At 76.2% G+C, this 16,858-nt stretch carries 14 protein-coding genes; 12 read left to right on the forward strand and 2 right to left on the reverse strand.

Annotated features, from left to right (window positions below; genetic code table 11):
* Positions 1 to 2: 2 nt before the first annotated feature.
* The 7 genes from F8274_RS14205 to F8274_RS14235 are packed head-to-tail and all read left to right on the forward strand — an operon-like array spanning position 3 to position 9,575.
* Entirely contained in the window at positions 3 to 1,136 is a 1,134-nt protein-coding gene (locus F8274_RS14205; protein ID WP_151462791.1) for an ADP-ribosylglycohydrolase family protein, read from the forward strand.
* A complete protein-coding gene (locus F8274_RS14210; protein ID WP_225853789.1) occupies positions 1,133 to 2,542 on the forward strand; it encodes an ADP-ribosylglycohydrolase family protein in 1,410 nt (469 codons plus the stop codon). The genes F8274_RS14205 and F8274_RS14210 overlap by 4 nt, the downstream gene beginning before the upstream one ends.
* Positions 2,539 to 3,471, forward strand: a complete 933-nt coding sequence (locus F8274_RS14215) for a ribokinase (RefSeq protein ID WP_151462792.1) — start codon at positions 2,539 to 2,541, stop codon at positions 3,469 to 3,471. Before F8274_RS14210 ends, F8274_RS14215 begins: the two co-directional genes overlap by 4 nt.
* Positions 3,468 to 5,417 (forward strand): SUMF1/EgtB/PvdO family nonheme iron enzyme, encoded by a 1,950-nt coding sequence (locus tag F8274_RS14220; protein WP_151462793.1) that lies wholly within the window; start codon positions 3,468 to 3,470, stop codon positions 5,415 to 5,417. Before F8274_RS14215 ends, F8274_RS14220 begins: the two co-directional genes overlap by 4 nt.
* Positions 5,414 to 7,564 carry an alpha/beta hydrolase-fold protein gene (locus F8274_RS14225; protein WP_151462795.1) on the forward strand — a complete coding sequence of 717 codons (2,151 nt, stop codon included), beginning with the start codon at positions 5,414 to 5,416 and terminating at the stop codon, positions 7,562 to 7,564. The genes F8274_RS14220 and F8274_RS14225 overlap by 4 nt, the downstream gene beginning before the upstream one ends.
* Positions 7,561 to 8,754: a CaiB/BaiF CoA-transferase family protein gene (locus F8274_RS14230; RefSeq protein ID WP_151462796.1), complete on the forward strand. Its 1,194-nt coding sequence runs from the start codon at positions 7,561 to 7,563 to the stop codon at positions 8,752 to 8,754. The genes F8274_RS14225 and F8274_RS14230 overlap by 4 nt, the downstream gene beginning before the upstream one ends.
* Positions 8,754 to 9,575 carry a CoA ester lyase gene (locus F8274_RS14235; protein WP_151462798.1) on the forward strand — a complete coding sequence of 274 codons (822 nt, stop codon included), beginning with the start codon at positions 8,754 to 8,756 and terminating at the stop codon, positions 9,573 to 9,575. Before F8274_RS14230 ends, F8274_RS14235 begins: the two co-directional genes overlap by 1 nt.
* Positions 9,576 to 9,597: 22 nt before the next feature.
* Here F8274_RS14235 and F8274_RS14240 read toward each other — a convergent pair whose 3' ends face one another.
* Positions 9,598 to 9,894, reverse strand: a complete 297-nt coding sequence (locus F8274_RS14240; protein ID WP_225853791.1) for a nuclear transport factor 2 family protein — start codon at positions 9,892 to 9,894, stop codon at positions 9,598 to 9,600.
* A gap of 172 nt (positions 9,895 to 10,066) precedes the next feature.
* On the opposite strand from F8274_RS14240, the gene F8274_RS14245 reads away from it, so the two are divergent.
* From F8274_RS14245 to F8274_RS14265, 5 genes are all read left to right on the forward strand, one after another.
* A complete protein-coding gene (locus tag F8274_RS14245; protein ID WP_225853790.1) occupies positions 10,067 to 10,657 on the forward strand; it encodes a TetR/AcrR family transcriptional regulator in 591 nt (196 codons plus the stop codon).
* A gap of 87 nt (positions 10,658 to 10,744) precedes the next feature.
* The gene (locus F8274_RS14250; protein ID WP_151462799.1) at positions 10,745 to 12,523 is read left to right on the forward strand and encodes a hypothetical protein; all 1,779 of its coding nucleotides are present in this window, start codon (positions 10,745 to 10,747) and stop codon (positions 12,521 to 12,523) included.
* Positions 12,524 to 12,682: 159 nt separating this feature from the next.
* Positions 12,683 to 13,573 (forward strand): SPFH domain-containing protein, encoded by an 891-nt coding sequence (locus tag F8274_RS14255; RefSeq protein ID WP_151462800.1) that lies wholly within the window; start codon positions 12,683 to 12,685, stop codon positions 13,571 to 13,573.
* A gap of 42 nt (positions 13,574 to 13,615) precedes the next feature.
* Positions 13,616 to 13,963 carry a PadR family transcriptional regulator gene (locus F8274_RS14260; protein ID WP_091259806.1) on the forward strand — a complete coding sequence of 116 codons (348 nt, stop codon included), beginning with the start codon at positions 13,616 to 13,618 and terminating at the stop codon, positions 13,961 to 13,963.
* Positions 13,960 to 15,036, forward strand: a complete 1,077-nt coding sequence (locus F8274_RS14265) for a hypothetical protein (RefSeq protein WP_151462802.1) — start codon at positions 13,960 to 13,962, stop codon at positions 15,034 to 15,036. The genes F8274_RS14260 and F8274_RS14265 overlap by 4 nt, the downstream gene beginning before the upstream one ends.
* A gap of 22 nt (positions 15,037 to 15,058) precedes the next feature.
* Here the strand turns inward: F8274_RS14265 and F8274_RS14270 are convergent, their stop codons facing one another.
* A complete protein-coding gene (locus F8274_RS14270; protein ID WP_151462803.1) occupies positions 15,059 to 16,660 on the reverse strand; it encodes an ATP-binding protein in 1,602 nt (533 codons plus the stop codon).
* Positions 16,661 to 16,858 lie beyond the last annotated feature (198 nt).

Raw genomic sequence — 16,858 nt, forward strand, 5'->3', positions numbered from 1 at the left:
CCATGTCACTCTTGCTCGACACGTCGGTCGGTTGCCTGGTCGGCGCCGCGGTGGGCGACGCCCTCGGCGGGGCCACCGAGACGGCACTCCCGGAGCAGATCCGCGCCCGCTTCGGCGGCTGGGTCGAGGGGATCGTCCCCCCGTACCACGCCGACTGGGCCACCGCGCGGCCACTCGCGCCGTACCACAAGGGCGACGGGCACATCACCGACGACACGTTGATGACCCACGCCCTGGTCCGGGCGTACGCGGCCAAGCGGGACCACCTCGACGCGTACGACGTGGTGGAACTGCTCGTCCCCGACCTGATCGAGCGGGTGGTGTACATCCCGGACCTGGAGCGGGAGGGGGTGACCTTCCACCGCCTGGCCGCGGCCGAGCGGTGGCTGGTCACCCGCCTGCACCACGCCCACGCCGACCCCCGCGAGGCGGGTGTGGGCAACATCGTCAACTGCGGCGCCGCCATGTACATGGCGCCGGTCGGCATCGTCAACGCCGGCGACCCGGCCGGGGCGTACGCCGAGGCCGTGGAGATCGCCGGGGCGCACCAGCACAGCTACGGGCGGGAGGCCGCAGCGGTGTTCGCCGCCGCGGTCGCCGCGGCCGCCACCCCCGGCGCGAGCGTCGACGACGTCGTGGCCGCCGCCCTCGACCTGGCCCGCGACGGCACCCGCGCCGCCATCGACGCGGTGGTCAAGGAGGCCCGCGGGCACGACGACTGGAAGACCGCCATCCCGGCGCTGCGCGCCGCCGTGGCCCCCTACGACACCGTGGGGGAGGAGTACCGCAGCCCCGGCCTGGGCGCCCGCCGCCCGAGCCGGCTGCACGCCATCGAGGAGCTGCCCGCGGCGCTGGGCATGCTCGTGGTGGCCGGCGGCGACTACCGGGCGGCCGTGCTCGGCTCGGTCAACTACGGCCGGGACGCCGACTCGACGGCCACCATGGCCGGCGCGATCGCCGGGGCGCTCGGCGGCGCGGCGGCCGTGCCGGCCGAGTGGTCGGAGGTGGTGGCGACCGCGTCCCGCACCGACCTGGTCGAGCCCGCCCGGGTCCTCGCCGGGGTCGCCACCGAGGTCTTCGACCGCGACCGGGAGCGCTTCGCCCGGCGCGCCGAGCGGTTCGGCGGGCTGGCATGAGCGCTGCGGGCGCGACGGCCGCCGGCCGGCCGAGGGGGACGGCCGGCGGACTGCGCCTGACCTGGGTGCAGCCGGAGGACCTGCTGCCGCACGAGCTGGCCGCGAGCCGCGACGAGGGCCGCGACGTCACCGCCCTGGCCGAGCGCTGGGCGGCGGCCGGCGGCGACGTCACGGCCCCGGTCAGCGGCGCCTCGCCGGTGCCGGCCCCGCCGGCCCTGCGCGCCCTCGCCGTCGACCTGCTCGACGCCGCCGACGCGCTGCCCGGCCCGGACGCCGCCGACGAGCCGGACGACCTCGACGGGGTCCGCAAGACCTGGCCGGGCGCCTGGGACCTGCCGACCACCGTCGAGCGGGACCGGCTGCACGGCGCCTGGCTCGGCCGGGCGGCCGGCTGCCTGCTCGGCAAGCCCGTGGAGAAGATCCCCCGCCACGGGATCCGCGAGATCCTCACCGCCACCGGCCGGTGGCCGCTGCGCGACTGGTTCACCGCGCAGGGGCTGCCGGCCGACGTGGCCGCCCGCTGGCCGTGGAACCGGCGCAGCGCCCCGACCAGCCTCGCCGAGAACATCGCCGGCATGCCCGAGGACGACGACCTCAACTTCCCGCTGCTGGCGCTGCGCGTCCTGGAGACCCACGGACCCGGCTTCACCAGCGCCGACGTGGCCCAGGCCTGGCTGGACTGGCTGCCCGCCGGGCGGGTCTTCACCGCCGAGCGGGTCGCCTACCGCAACCTGCTGCTCGGCCTCACCCCGCCGGACACCGCCCGCCGGCACAACCCGTTCCGCGAGTGGATCGGCGCGCAGATCCGCACCGACGTGTACGGCTGGACCAACCCCGGCCGCCCCGACCGGGCCGCCGAGGCCGCCTGGCGCGACGCGGCCGTGAGCCACGTCCGGGCCGGGGCGTACGGGGCGATCTGGGTGGCCGCCATGGCCGCGGCCGCGCCGGTAGCCGGCGACGTCGACGCGGTGCTGGACGCGGGCGAGTCGGTGCTGCCGCCGGGCAGCCGGTTCACCGCCGCCGTCCGCGAGGCGCGCGCCCTGGGTGCCGCCGGTGACGACTGGGAGAGCATCGTGGACACCCTCTACGCGCGGCACGGCCACCTGCACTGGGTGCACGTCCGCAACAACGCCGCCCTGGTCGCGGCGGCCCTCGCGTACGGGCGGGGCGACCTGGAACGGTCCATCTGCGCGGTGGTCGCCGGCGGCTGGGACACCGACTCCAACGGCGCCACCGTCGGCGCGGTCACCGGGGCGCTCACCGGCGTCGCCCGGCTGCCGGGGCGCTGGGTCGCGCCACTGCGCAACCGGCTGGCCAGCAGCATCGCCGGCTTCGACGGCATCGGCTTCGACACCCTCGCCGACCGCACCCTGGCCCTGGCTCGTTCCGCCGGGGGTGCCGCGTGACGGCCCGGGTGGTGGTGGTCGGCAGCGCCAACCTGGACCTGGTGGTCACCGCGCCGCAGCTGCCCCGCCCCGGCGAGACGGTGCTCGGCGACGACTTCCGGATGGTGCCCGGCGGCAAGGGCGCCAACCAGGCGGTCGCCGCCGCCCGGGCCGGCGCGGACTGCGCCTTCGTGGGCGCGATCGGCGGCGACGGGTTCGGCGGGCTGCTGCGGGACAACCTGGCCGCGGCCGGCGTCGACGTCGTCGGCCTGCGCACCGTCAACGGGCCGTCCGGGGTCGCGCTCATCGCCGTGGACCACGCGGCGGAGAACTGCATCGTGGTCGCCCCCGGCGCGAACGGCGCGCTGACCCTCGACGACGCCGACCGTGACGCCGTGACGGCGGCCGGCGTGCTGCTGCTGCAACTGGAGGTGCCGCTGTCGGAGGTCACCCGGGCCGCCGGCTGGGCCCGCTCCGGCGGCGCGGCCGTGGTGCTCAACGCCGCCCCGGCCCGGCCGCTGCCCACCGAACTGCTCGACCTGGTCGACGTGCTGGTGGTCAACGAGCACGAGGCCGCCGTCGTCGCCGGGGTGTTCACCGACGAGCCGGCGGCCCTGCTCGACTCGCTGGTGGGCCTCGTGCCCCGGGTGGTGCTCACCCTCGGCGCGCGCGGCGCCGCCTACGCCGACCGGGACGGCGCCCGGGTCGAGGTGCCGGCCCCGAAGATCGACGCGGTGGACACCACGGCCGCCGGTGACGCGTTCACCGGGGCGCTCGCGGTCGCCCTGGCCGAACGCGGCGGGCTCACCGGTGACACCGCCACCGCCGTGCTCCGCTGGGCGTGCGCCGCCGGCGCGGCCTGCGCCGAGCGCCCCGGCGCGTCCACCGCCCTGCCCGAGCGCGCCGCCATCGACGCGCTGTCCGCCGCCACCTACGGAGGGGCCGAGTGAGTTTCAACCCGTACGTGCCGCGGCCGATCGACCGGCCCACGGAGGTGCCGCTCGGCGGGCACGCCGACCTGACCACCCTGGACGAGGCGAAGATCTTCGCCGCCCCCGACGACCCCGCCGACTGGCCCGCCTGGCGGGAGCAGCTCACCCGGTGGCGGGCCGACGCCCGCGCCCGGCTCGGCTACACCGGCGCGCACTACGACGAGATCGCCGGGGACTGCTTCAGCGTCTGCCTCGCCTGGCTCTGGGACGAGACGCTGTACGACCACGACCGCGGCGAGTTCACCGTCGAGGCGTTCCTCGACGCGGCGCGTCGCGACTTCGGCGGCTTCGACGGGGTGGTGCTCTGGCACGCGTACCCGGTCATCGGGCTGGACGAGCGCAACCAGTTCGACTGGTATCGCGACGTGCCCGAGCTGCCCGAGGTGGTCCGCGCCTTCCAGGACGCCGGGGTCCGGGTGTTCGTCGACTACAACCCCTGGGACACCGGCACGCGGCGGGAGCCGGGCGCCGATGCCGAGGAGGTGGCCGCGCTGGCCGCCCGGCTCGGCGTCGACGGGGTCTTCCTGGACACCCTGAAGGAGGGCGCCGGCGAGCTGCGCAAGGCCCTCGACGCGGTCCGCCCCGGCCTGGTCCTGGAGGGGGAGAGCCGGGTGCCGCTGGCCCGGATCGCCGACCACGCCATGTCCTGGGCGCAGTGGTTCGCCGACTCGGACACCCCGGGCGTGCTGCGGGCCAAGTGGTTCGAACGCCGGCACGTCCTACACCACACCCGCCGCTGGCACCGCGACCACCTCGACGAGCTGCACTCCGCCTGGCTCAACGGCTGCGGCGTGCTGGTCTGGGAGAGCGTCTTCGGCGTCTGGGTCGGCTGGAACGAGCGGGACCGGGCCGTGCTGCGGGCCATGCGCCGGGTGCAGGCCAGCCACGCCGCGTGGTTGCGCGCCGAGGACTGGGTCCCGCTCGCCGACCACCCCGGCACCGGCCAGGTGTACGCCTCCCGCTGGACCCACGACGACCAGCCGCTGTGGACGGTGGTCAACCGGGGCGCCGACCACGACGGCCCGTGGCTGCTCACCGACGCCCGGCCGGGGCGCTTCGTCGACCTGGTCACCGGCGCCGAGCTGACCGTCACCGAACTCGAGGACGGGCGGGTGGCCGTCGGTGGGCCGCTGCCCGCCGGGGCGATCGCCGCCGTGGTCGCCACCGAGACGCCGGTGCCCCGGCACGAGCCGCCGGCCGGGGACCCGTCGTTCCCGGCCCGCGCCGCCGTGCGCGCCCGCACCCCGTGGTCGCCGGTCGCCGCCCTGCCCGACGGCATGGTCACCGTGGCGGGTGGCCGGCACGAGCTGACCGTGCGCCACCGGGTCCGGGAGACCGGCCTCTACGGGGAGGCCCCGTACGTCGACGAGTGGAAGCCGCTGCCGCCGCGCCTGCACCACACCGGCACCCTGCGCCGCCGGGTGCGGCTCGGCCGGTTCGCCATCGACACCCACGAGGTCACCCACGGCGAGTACGCGCGCTTCCTCGCCGCCACCGGCTACCGGCCGGTCCGGCCGGAGCGGTTCACCGCCGGGCAGGGCCCCGCCGACGCCCCGGTCACCGGGGTCGACCTGGCCGACGCCCGCGCGTACGCCGAGTGGGCCGGGCTGCGACTGCCCACCGAGGACGAGTGGCAGGTGGCCGCCGAGGCGGGCCTGCTGGTCCGGCGGGAACCCCTCGTCTGGAACCTGACCGAGAGCGAGCACACCGACGGGCGTACCCGGTTCGTCATCCTCAAGGGCGGCTGCGCCTACCGGGCGGAGGGCTCCGACTGGTACCTCGACGGCGGCCCGCAGCCGCCGGACGTGTCGGTGAAGCTGCTGCTCACCGGCGCCGGCCTCGGCCGCTCCACCTCGATCGGCTTCCGTTGCGCCGCCGACCTGCCCGAAGGAGCCCTCGGATGAGAAGAGCCTGGCGCCCCGGCGCCGCCCTCGTCGCCCTGCTGACCGCCGTCGGGCTTGCCGGCCTCGCGCCGGAGACCGCCGTCGCCGGCAGGGAGCGGTCCGGCACCCTCACCTCCGCCACGGCCCCCTCGCCGGCCCTCGGCGCCGCCATCGACTACACCGTCTACCTGCCGCACGGCTACGCCGACGCGCCGAACGCCGGCACCCGTTACCCGGTGCTCTACCTGCTGCACGGCCGCAGCGACACCATGCAGGCCTGGACCCGGGTGAAGAGTGACCTGGACCGCCTGATCGCCGACGGCGAGGTGCCTCCGGTGATCGCCGTGCTGCCCGACGCGCCGTGGAGCGAGCGGGGCAACTGGTACGTCGACTCCGGTTACACCGGCGTCGACCGGTCCGGCCGGCCGGTGGAGACCGCGCTCACCCGCGACCTCGTGGCGCACGTCGACGCCACCTACCGCACCGCCGCGCATCGCAACGCCCGGCTGGTCGGCGGCTACTCGATGGGCGGGGCCGGCGCGCTGCGCTACGCCCTCGCCCACCAGGACCTCTTCGCCAACGCGCTGGTGCTCAGCCCGGCCGTCTACCGGCCGCTGCCGCCGGCCGACTCCTCGGCCCGCGAGTTCGGTGCGTTCGGCGACGGCGACGAACTGTTCTCCGACGCGGTGTACCAGCGGCTGAACTACCCGGCCCTGCTGCCCGGCCTCGACCCGGAGTCGCCGGTGCGGATGTTCATCGCCGTCGGCGACGACGAGTGGGCCAACCCCGACCCGGCGGACGCCGCGCACGACCTCGACTACGAGGCCGCGACCCTGTACAACACCGTCCGCCGCGCCGACGGCGTCGCCGCCGAGTTCCGCGTTCTCGACGGCGGGCACGACTGGGACGTCTGGCGGCCCGCGTTCGTCGACGGCCTGAAGCACCTGGCCGCCACACTCAGTGTCACCCCGCCCGTCGGGCTGCCCGCACCGCTGCACGGCACCGCCGGCGCAGACTGGGCCGGCGGGGTCGCCGCCCACCTCGACGGCGACGTCACCCTCGGCTACGCGGCCTCCGCCGCCGTCGCCGGCCAGCCGTACGCCGGTGGCCTCGACGCCGTGATCACCCGGCTCGCCGCCGACCACCGCACGGTGCGCTGGACCAGCCAGTTCGGCACCACCGCCAACGACCGGCTCTACGGCACCGTGCCGCTGCCCGACGGCGGCGTGCTCACCGCCGGGTACACCCGCGGCGACCTCGACGGCCGGCACCCGGACAGCCCTGCCGACGACGCGTTCGTGGCGAAGCTGACGGCCACCGGGCAGCGGGCCTGGCTCACCCAGGCCGGCGACCCCGCCAAGGCCGACCGGTTCTACGCGCTCGCCGCCGCCCCCGACGGCGGGGCCTACGTCGCCGGCTATACGAGCGGCGCGTTCGGCGGGACCAGCGCCGGCGACAAGGACGCCGTGCTCGCCCGGATCGCCCCGGACGGCACGCTGGCCTGGACCCGGCAGTTCGGCGGCCCCGGCGAGGACAAGGCGTACGCGATCGCGGCCGACGCGAACGGCGTCTACGTGGCCGGTGGGACCTCCGGTGCGCTGCCCGGGACCACGCCGCTCGGCGGCGCCGACGGCTGGCTCGCCCGGTTCACCCCCGACGGCACCCGCGACTGGCTCACCGTTGCCGGCGGCACGGGCGACGACCTGCTCGGCGGCGTCACGGTCACCGGCGCCGGCCAGGTGGTGGCCACCGGCGCCACGGCGGGCGACGTGCTCACCGTGGCGTACACGGCCAAGGGCTCGGAGCGCTGGCGGACCGTGACCGGCGGGCGCGGTGCGGACGCCGGCACCGACGTGCTGGCCCTCGCCGACGGCACCGTCGCGGTGGTCGGCTTCACGGGTAGCACCCTCGGCGTGCCGGCCGGCGGCGCGGACGTGGTCACCCTGCGCCTCGACGCCAAGGGCCGGCAGGTCGCCGTCGCCCAGTACGGGACCGCCCGCGACGACGCGGCCGACCCGTTCGGCGAGGAGAACGTCTACGCCACCGTCGGGCCCGACGGCCGGCTGCTGGTCAGCGGCCGCACCGCCGGCACGCCCACCGGCGGCGCCGCGCTCGGCAACGGGGACGTGTTCCTCGCCGCCGTCGACCCGGCGAAGGGAACCCCGTGACCAGGACCGCACCGCTGCACGGCGTCAAGGTGGTCGACCTGGCCACCCTCTTCGCCGGCCCGCTGGCCGCCGCGTTCCTCGGCGACTTCGGCGCCGACGTGGTCAAGGTGGAGCACCCCGCCAAGCCCGACCCGTCCCGGGGCCACGGCCCCGCGAGGGACGGCGTCGGCCTGTGGTGGAAGGTGCTCGGCCGCAACAAGCGGACGATCACGCTCAACCTCTCCCGGCCGGAGGGCGCGGACCTGCTGCGCCGGCTGCTCGCCGACGCCGACGTGCTGGTGGAGAACTTCCGCCCCGGCACGCTGGAACGCTGGGGTCTCGGCCCCGACGAGCTGCACGCCGTCAACCCGCGCCTGGTGATCGCCCGGATCAGCGGCTTCGGGCAGGTCGGCCCGTACGCGCCCCGGCCCGGGTTCGGCACCCTGGCCGAGGCGATGAGCGGGTTCGCCGCCGCCACCGGGGAACCCGACGGGCCGCCCACCCTGCCCCCGTTCGGGCTGGCCGACTCGGTCACCGCGCTCGCCGCCGCGTACGCGGTCATGCTGGCCCTGCGTGGCCGCGACCTGACCGGCCGGGGCCAGGTGGTCGACCTGGCCATCATCGAACCGATCATGGCGATGCTCGGCCCGCAGATCACCTGGTACGACCAGCTCGGCTACGTCCAGCCCCGGCTGGGCAACCGGTCCAACAACAACGCGCCGCGCAACACCTACCGCTGCGCCGACGGGCGGTGGGTGGCCGTGTCCACCAGCGCGCAGAGCATCGCCGAGCGGGTGGTCCGGCTCGTGGGCCGCCCGGAACTCGTCGACGAGCCGTGGTTCGCCACCGGCAGCGGCCGGGCCGCGCACGCCGACGAACTCGACGAGGCGGTCGGCGCGTGGGTGGCGAAGCGGGACCGCGACGAGGTGGTGGCCGCGTTCGAGGCGGCCCAGGCCGCCGTGGCCCCCGTCTACGACGTGCGCGACATCCTGGCCGACCCGCAGTACGCGGCGCTCGGCACCGTCGTCACCGTGCCCGACGAGGAACTGGGCGAGGTGCGGATGCAGAACGTGCCGTTCCGGATGTCGGACAGCCCCGGGGAGATCCGGCACGCCGGCCGCCGCCACGGCCAGGACACCGACGACGTGTTCGGCGCGCTCGGCCTGACCGGCGACGAACTGGCCGCGCTGCGCGAGCGCGGGGTGATCTGATGCTGCTCACCTTGCTCTACGTGCCCGGCGACCGGCCCGACCGGTTCGCAAAGGCGGTCGCCGCCGGCGCCGACGCGGTCATCCTCGACCTGGAGGACGCCGTCGTGGCCGGCCGTAAGGCGTACGCCCGGGACGCCGTGGCCGAGTTCCTCGCCGACCCGCAGCCGCTGCCCGTGCAGGTGCGGGTCAACGAGCTGACCGGCCCCGACCTCGACGCCGACCTGGCCGCCGTGGCCGGCCGGCCGGGGCTGGCCGGGCTGCGCCTGCCCAAGGTGGAGTCACCGGCGACCGTGGCCGCGGTGGCCGCCCGGGCCGACACCCCGCTGCACCCGCTTGTCGAGTCGGCCGTCGGGCTGGAATCCGCGTACGCCGTCGCGGCCGCCCACCCGGCGGTGGCCTCGCTCGGGCTCGGCGAGGCCGACCTCCGCTCCGACCTGGGCGTGACCGACGACGGCGGCCTGCTCTGGGCGCGCGGCCGGATCGTGGTCGCGGCCCGCGCGGCCGGCCTGCCGCCGCCGGCCATGTCGGTGTACGCCGACGTGGCCGACCTCGACGGCCTGGCCGCCTCCTGCGCGGCCGGCCGGCGACTCGGCTTCCTCGGCCGGGCCGCCATCCACCCGCGCCAGCTGCCGGTGATCGCCGCCGCGTTCCGCCCCGCCGACCGGGAGGTGGACCGGGCCCGCGAACTGCTCGCGGCGGTCGCCGACGCGCAGCTGCGCGACTCCGGCACCGCGGTGCTGCCCGACGGCCGGTTCGCCGACCGGGCCATGGTGGCCGCCGCCCGCCGGGTCGTCGACCTCGCCGCCCGCTACGCCGCCTGACGCCGCGCCCGGCTCGGCCGGCTCAGCGCTGGGCGTCGGCGGGCGGGGTGCGGGTGAGCTGGTCGATCCGGCGCAGCCGGCCGTCGGGCGCCAACCGGCCGAACATGTGGATCTCGGTGACGATGGTGTGGCCGCGCGTCACCGCCGTCATGGTGTAGCGGGCGGCGACCCGGTCGCCGCTGACCAGGGCGTCGTGGACGTCGAGGTCGCACCGGGTCACGTTCCGGCGGGCCGGGCGCGCGTGCGCGATCAGGCGCGCCCGGTCGAGGTGCAGTCCGTCGGTGAGCCAGGCGATGTCGGGTGTGTGGTAGCGGTCCATCACCAGGTCCGGATCCTAATCGCCGAAGGCCATCTCCTGCACGTACGACCGCAGGTAGTGGGCCAGGTCGTCGCGGGGAGTGGGGCGTGCCCCGGTATGCATGCGGTCCTCCGATCCCGGCTAACCCTGACGTTGCTGACAAGGTTAAGGGTCGCAAGTATCCTTGACAACCGTGTCTGAGCAAAGCCCTCCACAGCGGCGCCGCCGGATGCGAGCCGAGGCCCGCCGCAGCATGGCCGCGATCCTCGACGCCGCGATCCAGGTGCTCGGGGAACGGCCGCAGGCGACCATGGAGGACGTCGCCGCCGCCGCCGGCCTGTCCCGGCAGACCGTCTACGCGCACTTCCCGACGCGGGACGCGCTCGTCGCCGCCGTGTTCCGGCGGATGACGGACGAGGTCCTCGCCGCCATGGACGCGGCACGGCTCGACGAGGGGCCCGCACCGGCGGCGCTCCTGCGCCTGCTGGACGTGAGCTGGCGGACCTTCGACCGGTACCCGCCGCTGCCCGCGCCCGCCGCCGCCGACGACGCCGAGCTGCACGAGCCGATCTTCGGTCGGCTCACCCGGCTGATCGTCCGCGGACAGCGGGCCGGTGAGTTCGACCGGGACGCCGCCCCGGGCTGGCTCATCGCCGCGACCATCGCGCTCGGCCACGCCGCCTGGGCGGAGGTCACCGCCGGCCGGCTGCCCGCCACCGAGGCGCGCGCCGCGCTGCGGGTCGCCGTGCTGCGGCTGTACGGCGCGCAGTCGCCCGCCGGCTGACCGGGCCGACCGGCACGATCGCCGGATGTCGGGCCGGCACCGCCGCCCGTACGCTGGCCCGGGCCGGCACGGGAGCGGGGGAGCGGCATGGGCGATCGGGTGCGACTGGACCGGCGGAGCCTGCTCGCCGCCGCCGGTGGCCTCGCGGTCGCCGGGATCGGCGTGCCGGTCGGCCTGGCCGTCACCGGCGATGCGCCGCCGCCGGGGCGCGGACGGCGACCGATCAGCATGGCCATGCACCTGCACGCCTCGTTCAGCGAGGGCCTCGCCAGCTACGCCGCCCACCTCGACCAGGCCCGCCGCAACGCCGTCGACGTCCTCTGGTGGACCGACCACGACTTCCGTGTCGCCGCCCACGACCACCGCCGGGTCGTCCACTTCGACGGCCCGGAGGAGTCTGAGGGTGGCCTGGCCTGGACCTGGAAGGCGTCCACCGAGGGCGCGCTCACCGCGTCCGCCGCCGACTTCGTGGCCGCCCCCGCCGACGCCGCCGGCCGCGCGCTGCGGCTCACCGCCACGGGCGCCGGCACCCTCTGGTACGCCGGCAAGGCGTGGAACTGGACGCACACCGGGAACATCTCCGACACCACGCTGCACCTCGACGTGCTGCCCGAGGCCACCGGTCCGGACGCGGCGCTGATCGTCGAGATCGCGCTGTCCCACCACCCGGCCGGCGCCGGCCGCCCCGCCGGCCAGCTCGTGCTCCGCTACCGCCTCGGCGCGGCCACCGCGACCCGGCACCGCGCCGACGGCCGGCACGGCACCGTCGACCTGCCCGCCCCGGCCGGCGCGTGGCGGCGGCACACCCTCGACCTGCTGGCCGACGTGCGGCGGCTCTGGCCGGACCTGGTCGCCGGGGACAACTCGCTGCGCGGGCTGCGCCTCGGGGTGCAGGTCGGGTCCGGCGCCCGCGGCGCATTCGTGGTCGACCGGCTGGTCTTCGACCGGGCCCGCCGCGCCGGGCAGGGCGGCGAGGAGCTGCGCGCCGAGGTGCTGAACGGCTACGCCGGGGCGTACCCGGGGGTCACCCACCACCGCGCGTACGAGGTGTCGATGGTCCGGCACCTCAACTGGTTCGGCGGCGACCAGACGCTGCCGTCCTTCCCGTCGCCGCCGTACCGGGACAACGACGCGGGCGCGACCGAGCGGATGGTGGAGTTCCTGCACGGCCACGGCGGAGTGGTCTGCTGGAACCACCCGCTCGACGTGGAACGGCGCGAGTCCCTCGCCCGGCTGCTGGTGGAGCGGTACGCGCTCGGCGTCGACCTGATCGAGATCGGTCGCGAACCGGTCGACGACCACCTCTGGGCGTACGACGTGGCGGCCCGCAACGCGATCCCGCTCACCGCCGTCGGGGTGACCGACGACCACCACGGCACCGACTGGCGGGCCGGGCGGGACCGGCACGTCACGTACGTCTGGGCGGCCTCCACCGGCCGCGACGACCTCGTGGCGGCGCTGCGCGCCGGGCAGGCCTGGTTCACCGACCTGGCCCGCTACCGGGGCGCCCTCGACCTGGAGATCGGCGGCCGCAGCGCGATGGGCGCCGTGGTGACCACCGACGCCGCCGACGTGACGGTGCGGCTGCGCGCCACCGACCTGCCGGCCGGCGCGACCCTGGAGGTGGTCACCGGCACGGTCGACCGGGCCGGCGTCACGGACCCGACCCCGGCGATCCGGACCGGTCAGGTCCCGTGGCGTCAGCTTCGCGAGGGCTGGCACGACATGCCGGTAGCGCCCGGTGCGGGCACGTACCTGCGGACGCAGGTCCGGGGACGCGACGGCGAGATCATCGGCGCGGGCAACCCGGTCTGGCTGCTGCGCCAGGCCCCACCCCGCGGCATTCCGACCGACCGCCGCTTCTGACGCCGCCGCTCCCGCGGATCTTGGCGAGTTTCCGTTCGCTGCTGACGGTAACTCGCCAAGATCCGCCACGTCGGATGCCTCGGGCGGGCAGGCGTGAAGTGCGGGGGAGCGGGTACGCGCGCGGCCGGGAGGCGGGCGCCTCCGGGATCGAGGGAGACCATGGCAGCCGCCGCCGTCGTCGTGCTGGTCATCGTCGTCGCGCTCGTGGTGCTCGTCGCCTCGCTGAGCATCCGGCTGGTGCAGCAGTACCAGCGCGGCGTGGTGTTCCGCTTCGGCCGGGTGCTGGAGCACATCCGGCAGCCCGGCTTCCAGCTGATCATCCCGGTGGCCGACCGGATGGTGCGGGTGAGCATGCAGACCACCGTGATCGGGGTGCCCGCGCAGGGCGTGATCACCCGGGACAACGTCACGCTGACCGTCGACGCGGTCGTCTACTACCGGGTGGTCGACCCGGTGAAGGCCCTGGTCAATGTCCGCGACTACCCGTCGGCGGTGCTCCAGGTCGCGCAGACCGCGCTGCGCTCGGTGATCGGCAAGGCGGACCTGGACACGCTGCTGCGCGACCGCGACCGGATCAACGCGGAGCTGAAGACCGTCATCGACGCGCCCACCGAGAAGCCGTGGGGCCTGCTCATCGAGCGGGTGGAGGTCAAGGACGTGTCGCTGCCGGAGGGGATGAAGCGGTCGATGTCCCGGCAGGCCGAGGCGGAGCGGGAGCGCCGGGCCCGGGTGATCGCGGCGGACGGCGAGTTCCAGGCGTCGCGGCGGCTCGCCGACGCCTCGCGGGCCATGGCGAACACGCCGGGGGCGTACCAGTTGCGGCTGCTCCAGACGGTGGTGGATGTGGCGGCGGAGAAGAACAGCACCCTGGTCATGCCGTTCCCGGTGGAGCTGCTGCGCTTCTTCGACCGGCTGGCCGGCGGGGGTCGCGAACAGGCCGGTCCGGCCGGGCCGGGCGCGACGGAGCAGGGGGCGCCGGGGCTCGGGCCGGTGACCGAGAGCGTCGCGGCGGCGGCCGCGGACGAGGACGGCCGCCGACCCGCCGAGTGACGGTACCGCGTATATGCCGATAGCCGGTATATGCTCGCCCGCATGACCGACAGCCCCCTACGGGAACCCACGTTCCTGGTCCTCACCGCGCTCGCCGAGACACCCCGGCACGGCTACGCGGTCATCGAGGACGTGCTGCGCATCTCCGACGGGCGGGTCCGGTTGCGCGCCGGCACCCTCTACGCCGTCCTCGACCGCCTGCGCGCCGACGGCCTCATCGAGGTCGACCGCGAGGAGGTGGTGCAGTCCCGGCTGCGCCGCTACTACCGGCTCACCGCGCTGGGCGCGACCCGGCTCGCCGACGAGGTGGCCCGGCTCCGCCGCCACGCCGACACGGCCGGCCGCCGGCTGCGCGCCGCCGGCCTGCTGCCCGGGGGAGGGGTGGCGTGAGCGCCGCCGAACTGGAGCGCCGCTACCGCCGGCTGCTCGCCGTCCACCCCTGGGAACACCGCCGGGTGTACGAGGAGGAGATGGTGGCCGTCCTCCTGGCCGACGCGCGGCCCGGGCAGACCCGGCCGGGGTTCCGGGACACGGTCGACCTGATCGGCGCCGGACTGCGGGCCCGGCTGCGGGTGGGCGCACGGGGGTTCACCGAGCCGGCCTGGGCCGACGCCGCCGCGGTCACCGGCGTCCTGGTGGCGCTGGTGCTCTGCGCCGCGGCCGGGCGGAACGTGCTCGACCACCTGCTGGTGGACCCGTCCCTGCCGCCGCCGCTGCGGGCCGTCGCCCCCGACGTCGTCGACTGGCTGAGAGTGGCGGGCTGGGCGGCGGTGGCCGTGACCGCGCTGGTCGGGCTGCGCCGGCTGGCCGCCGGCCTGGCCTGGGTCGGGGTCGGCGGCTGGCTCGTGCTGGTCAGGCCGGGAGTGGGCGACCAGCCGACGTACGTCGTCGACACCCTGCCCCAGTTCGCGCTCGCCCTGGTGGCGGCCGCCGCCCTCACCGTGCCCGCCCCGGCCCGCCGGGCCGTCGCGGTCCTCGGCGTGCGCCGGCTGGCGGTGCTGGTGGCGGCCTGCCTCGCGGTGGTGTCGATCCTGGCGGTCAGCCGGCTGGCCCGGCCGCCCTTCCAGGAGGCCGCCGCCGACTACCCCGTCTACGTCCTCTACGACCTGGAAGCCCGCAGTGAGCTGGTGATCTGGCTCTACGTCGCCGGGCTGGCCGCCGCCGCCGTGGCCGCCGTCGCCGTCCTGGCCACCCTGGACCGGCCGGTGCGCCGGCGGATCGCCGTCCTGCTGGCGCCGGTCGTCGCACTGGCCCTCGTCATCGACACGGCGCTGGCCGGTTGGGCGGCGTCCACCGTGCACATGGGACACGCCATCGCGCTGGTGCCGGCCCAGTGGCTCATGCTGGTGCTCGTCCCGCCGGTCACCTTCCTGGCCGGCGTGCTGCTGGTGCGCCGCCGCGAGGAGACCCTGCGGATGGTGGCGCTGGGCCGGGCCGCCGACCGGGAACGCCCCGCCGGCTGAGCCGCCGCCGGTGGCCCCGCGCTCAGGCCGGGGCCACCGGCGCCCGCTCACCCGCCTGCTCCGGCACGGCGGCCGGCCTCGGCAGGTTGAAGACGAACCGGGCGCCCTCGGCGTATCCGTCGTCCAGCCGCAGCGTGCCGCCGTGGTACTCGATGATCTTCTTGCAGATGGCCAGCCCGATCCCGGTGCCGTCGTAGCCGCCGCGCGGATGCAGGCGCTGGAAGATCAGGAAGATCTTGTCGGCGTAGCGGGGGTCGATGCCGATGCCGTTGTCCGCCACGGCGAACTCCCAGCCGGCGTCGACCTGGGCGACCGCCACCCGGATGCGGGGCGCCCGGTCGGGGTGGCGGAACTTCACGGCGTTGCCCAGCAGGTTCTGCCAGAGCATGGTGAGCAGCGTGGGATCGCCGTGCACCACCGGCAGCGGGTCCGCCACGATCTCGGCACCCGCCTCGGCGATCCGGTCGGAGAGGTTCGACTCGGCCTGGGCGAGCACACCGGCCAGGTCCACCTCCCGGTCGTCGCTGTAGACCCGGCCGATCCGGGAGAACGCCAGCAGGTCGTTGATCAGGTTCTGCATCCGGGTCGCGCCGTCCACCGCGTACCCGATGTACTGCCGGGCCCGGTCGTCGAGCTGGTCGGCGTAGCGGCGGTGCAGCATCTGGCAGAACGACGCCACCTTGCGCAGCGGCTCCTGGAGGTCGTGCGAGGCCACATAGGCGAACTGCTCCAGGTCCTCGTTGGACCGGCGCAGCTCGGCGGCCTGCTGTTCGAGCGCGTCCCGGTGCCGGCGGCTGGTGTGCAGCGCGTCGACCATCCGCTGCCGCATGGTCTCCACGTCGGCGGTGAGCCGGGCGATGTCGGCCGGCCCCTCCGGGGCGAGGCGGTGCTCGAAGTCGCCGCCGGCGACCCGCCGCACCGAGGCGCCCAGCCGGTCCAGCGGGCGCAGCACCATGGTGCGGACCAGCACCGAGATGACGATGCTGGACAGCAGCAGCGTGGCCAGGATCGCCACGAAGAGGAGATCCCGCAGCGCCCGGGCGCCGTCGAGGTCGGCCCGGCCGGTCGCCTGTTCCCGGTCCAGCCGGGCCTCCAGGCCGGTCAGCGCCGCCTGCGCGGCGTCGAACGCGATTCCGCCCTGCCGCACCACCGGCGCCAGCTCCGCCGCGGCCGCGCCGGCCCGCCGGGCGGCGATCAGGCGGGCCGGGTACTCGGCCCGCCAGCGCTCGGCGAGGACGAGGGCGCCGTCCAGCTCGCGGCGCGCGTCCGGCTCGCCGGTGAGCAGGTCATGGGCCCGCCGCGCGGTCGCGCGCTCGGCGGCCACCCCTTCCTCGTACCGGCGCACCAGCTCCGGGTCGCCGGTGACGACGAACCCGCGGACCGCCGCCACCTGCTCCAGCAGGCCGCTCTCCAGCCGGCTCACCGCGGTGCGGGCCGGCGAGATGTGGTCGGCCAGCCGGTTGGAGACCGCAGCCGTGTGGGACAGGGCCGCCGCGCCGATCCCGCCGCCGGCGAGCACCAGCACGGTCATCCCGAGCATCATGACGCTCAGCCGCCGGCTCGTGGTCATCCGCGCCCGGCGTCCCTCGGTGACGGTCGTGGCCGCCGTCGCTGCGCTGCTCACGGCAGCACACTAACGGAGGGCCGGCGGCGCGGGCGGACGCGCTCAGTCGAGCAGCCCACCGAGGGTCGGCAGCGGCAGCTCGGGCAGCGGCAGTCCGGACACCGACACCGACGGCAGTGGCAGCGGCAGCCGGGGCAGCGGCAGCGGCGGGCTGCCGGCCGGGGTGGGCGGACGGCTCGTCCCGGGCCTCGGCGTGCC

Source organism: Micromonospora sp. AMSO31t, assembly GCF_008868175.1.
Lineage (GTDB): Bacteria > Actinomycetota > Actinomycetes > Mycobacteriales > Micromonosporaceae > Micromonospora.

What these genes read in the sequence shown, in the direction of transcription:
- F8274_RS14205 (WP_151462791.1), top strand. Translation starts at nt 3, where the DNA reads ATGTCACTCTTGCTCGACACGTCGGTCGGTTGCCTGGTCGGCGCCGCG.
- F8274_RS14210 (WP_225853789.1), top strand. Translation starts at nt 1,133, where the DNA reads ATGAGCGCTGCGGGCGCGACGGCCGCCGGCCGGCCGAGGGGGACGGCC.
- F8274_RS14225 (WP_151462795.1), top strand. Translation starts at nt 5,414, where the DNA reads ATGAGAAGAGCCTGGCGCCCCGGCGCCGCCCTCGTCGCCCTGCTGACC.
- F8274_RS14235 (WP_151462798.1), top strand. Translation starts at nt 8,754, where the DNA reads ATGCTGCTCACCTTGCTCTACGTGCCCGGCGACCGGCCCGACCGGTTC.
- F8274_RS14240 (WP_225853791.1), bottom strand. Translation starts at nt 9,894, where the DNA reads ATGGACCGCTACCACACACCCGACATCGCCTGGCTCACCGACGGACTG.
- F8274_RS14250 (WP_151462799.1), top strand. Translation starts at nt 10,745, where the DNA reads ATGGGCGATCGGGTGCGACTGGACCGGCGGAGCCTGCTCGCCGCCGCC.
- F8274_RS14255 (WP_151462800.1), top strand. Translation starts at nt 12,683, where the DNA reads ATGGCAGCCGCCGCCGTCGTCGTGCTGGTCATCGTCGTCGCGCTCGTG.
- F8274_RS14260 (WP_091259806.1), top strand. Translation starts at nt 13,616, where the DNA reads ATGACCGACAGCCCCCTACGGGAACCCACGTTCCTGGTCCTCACCGCG.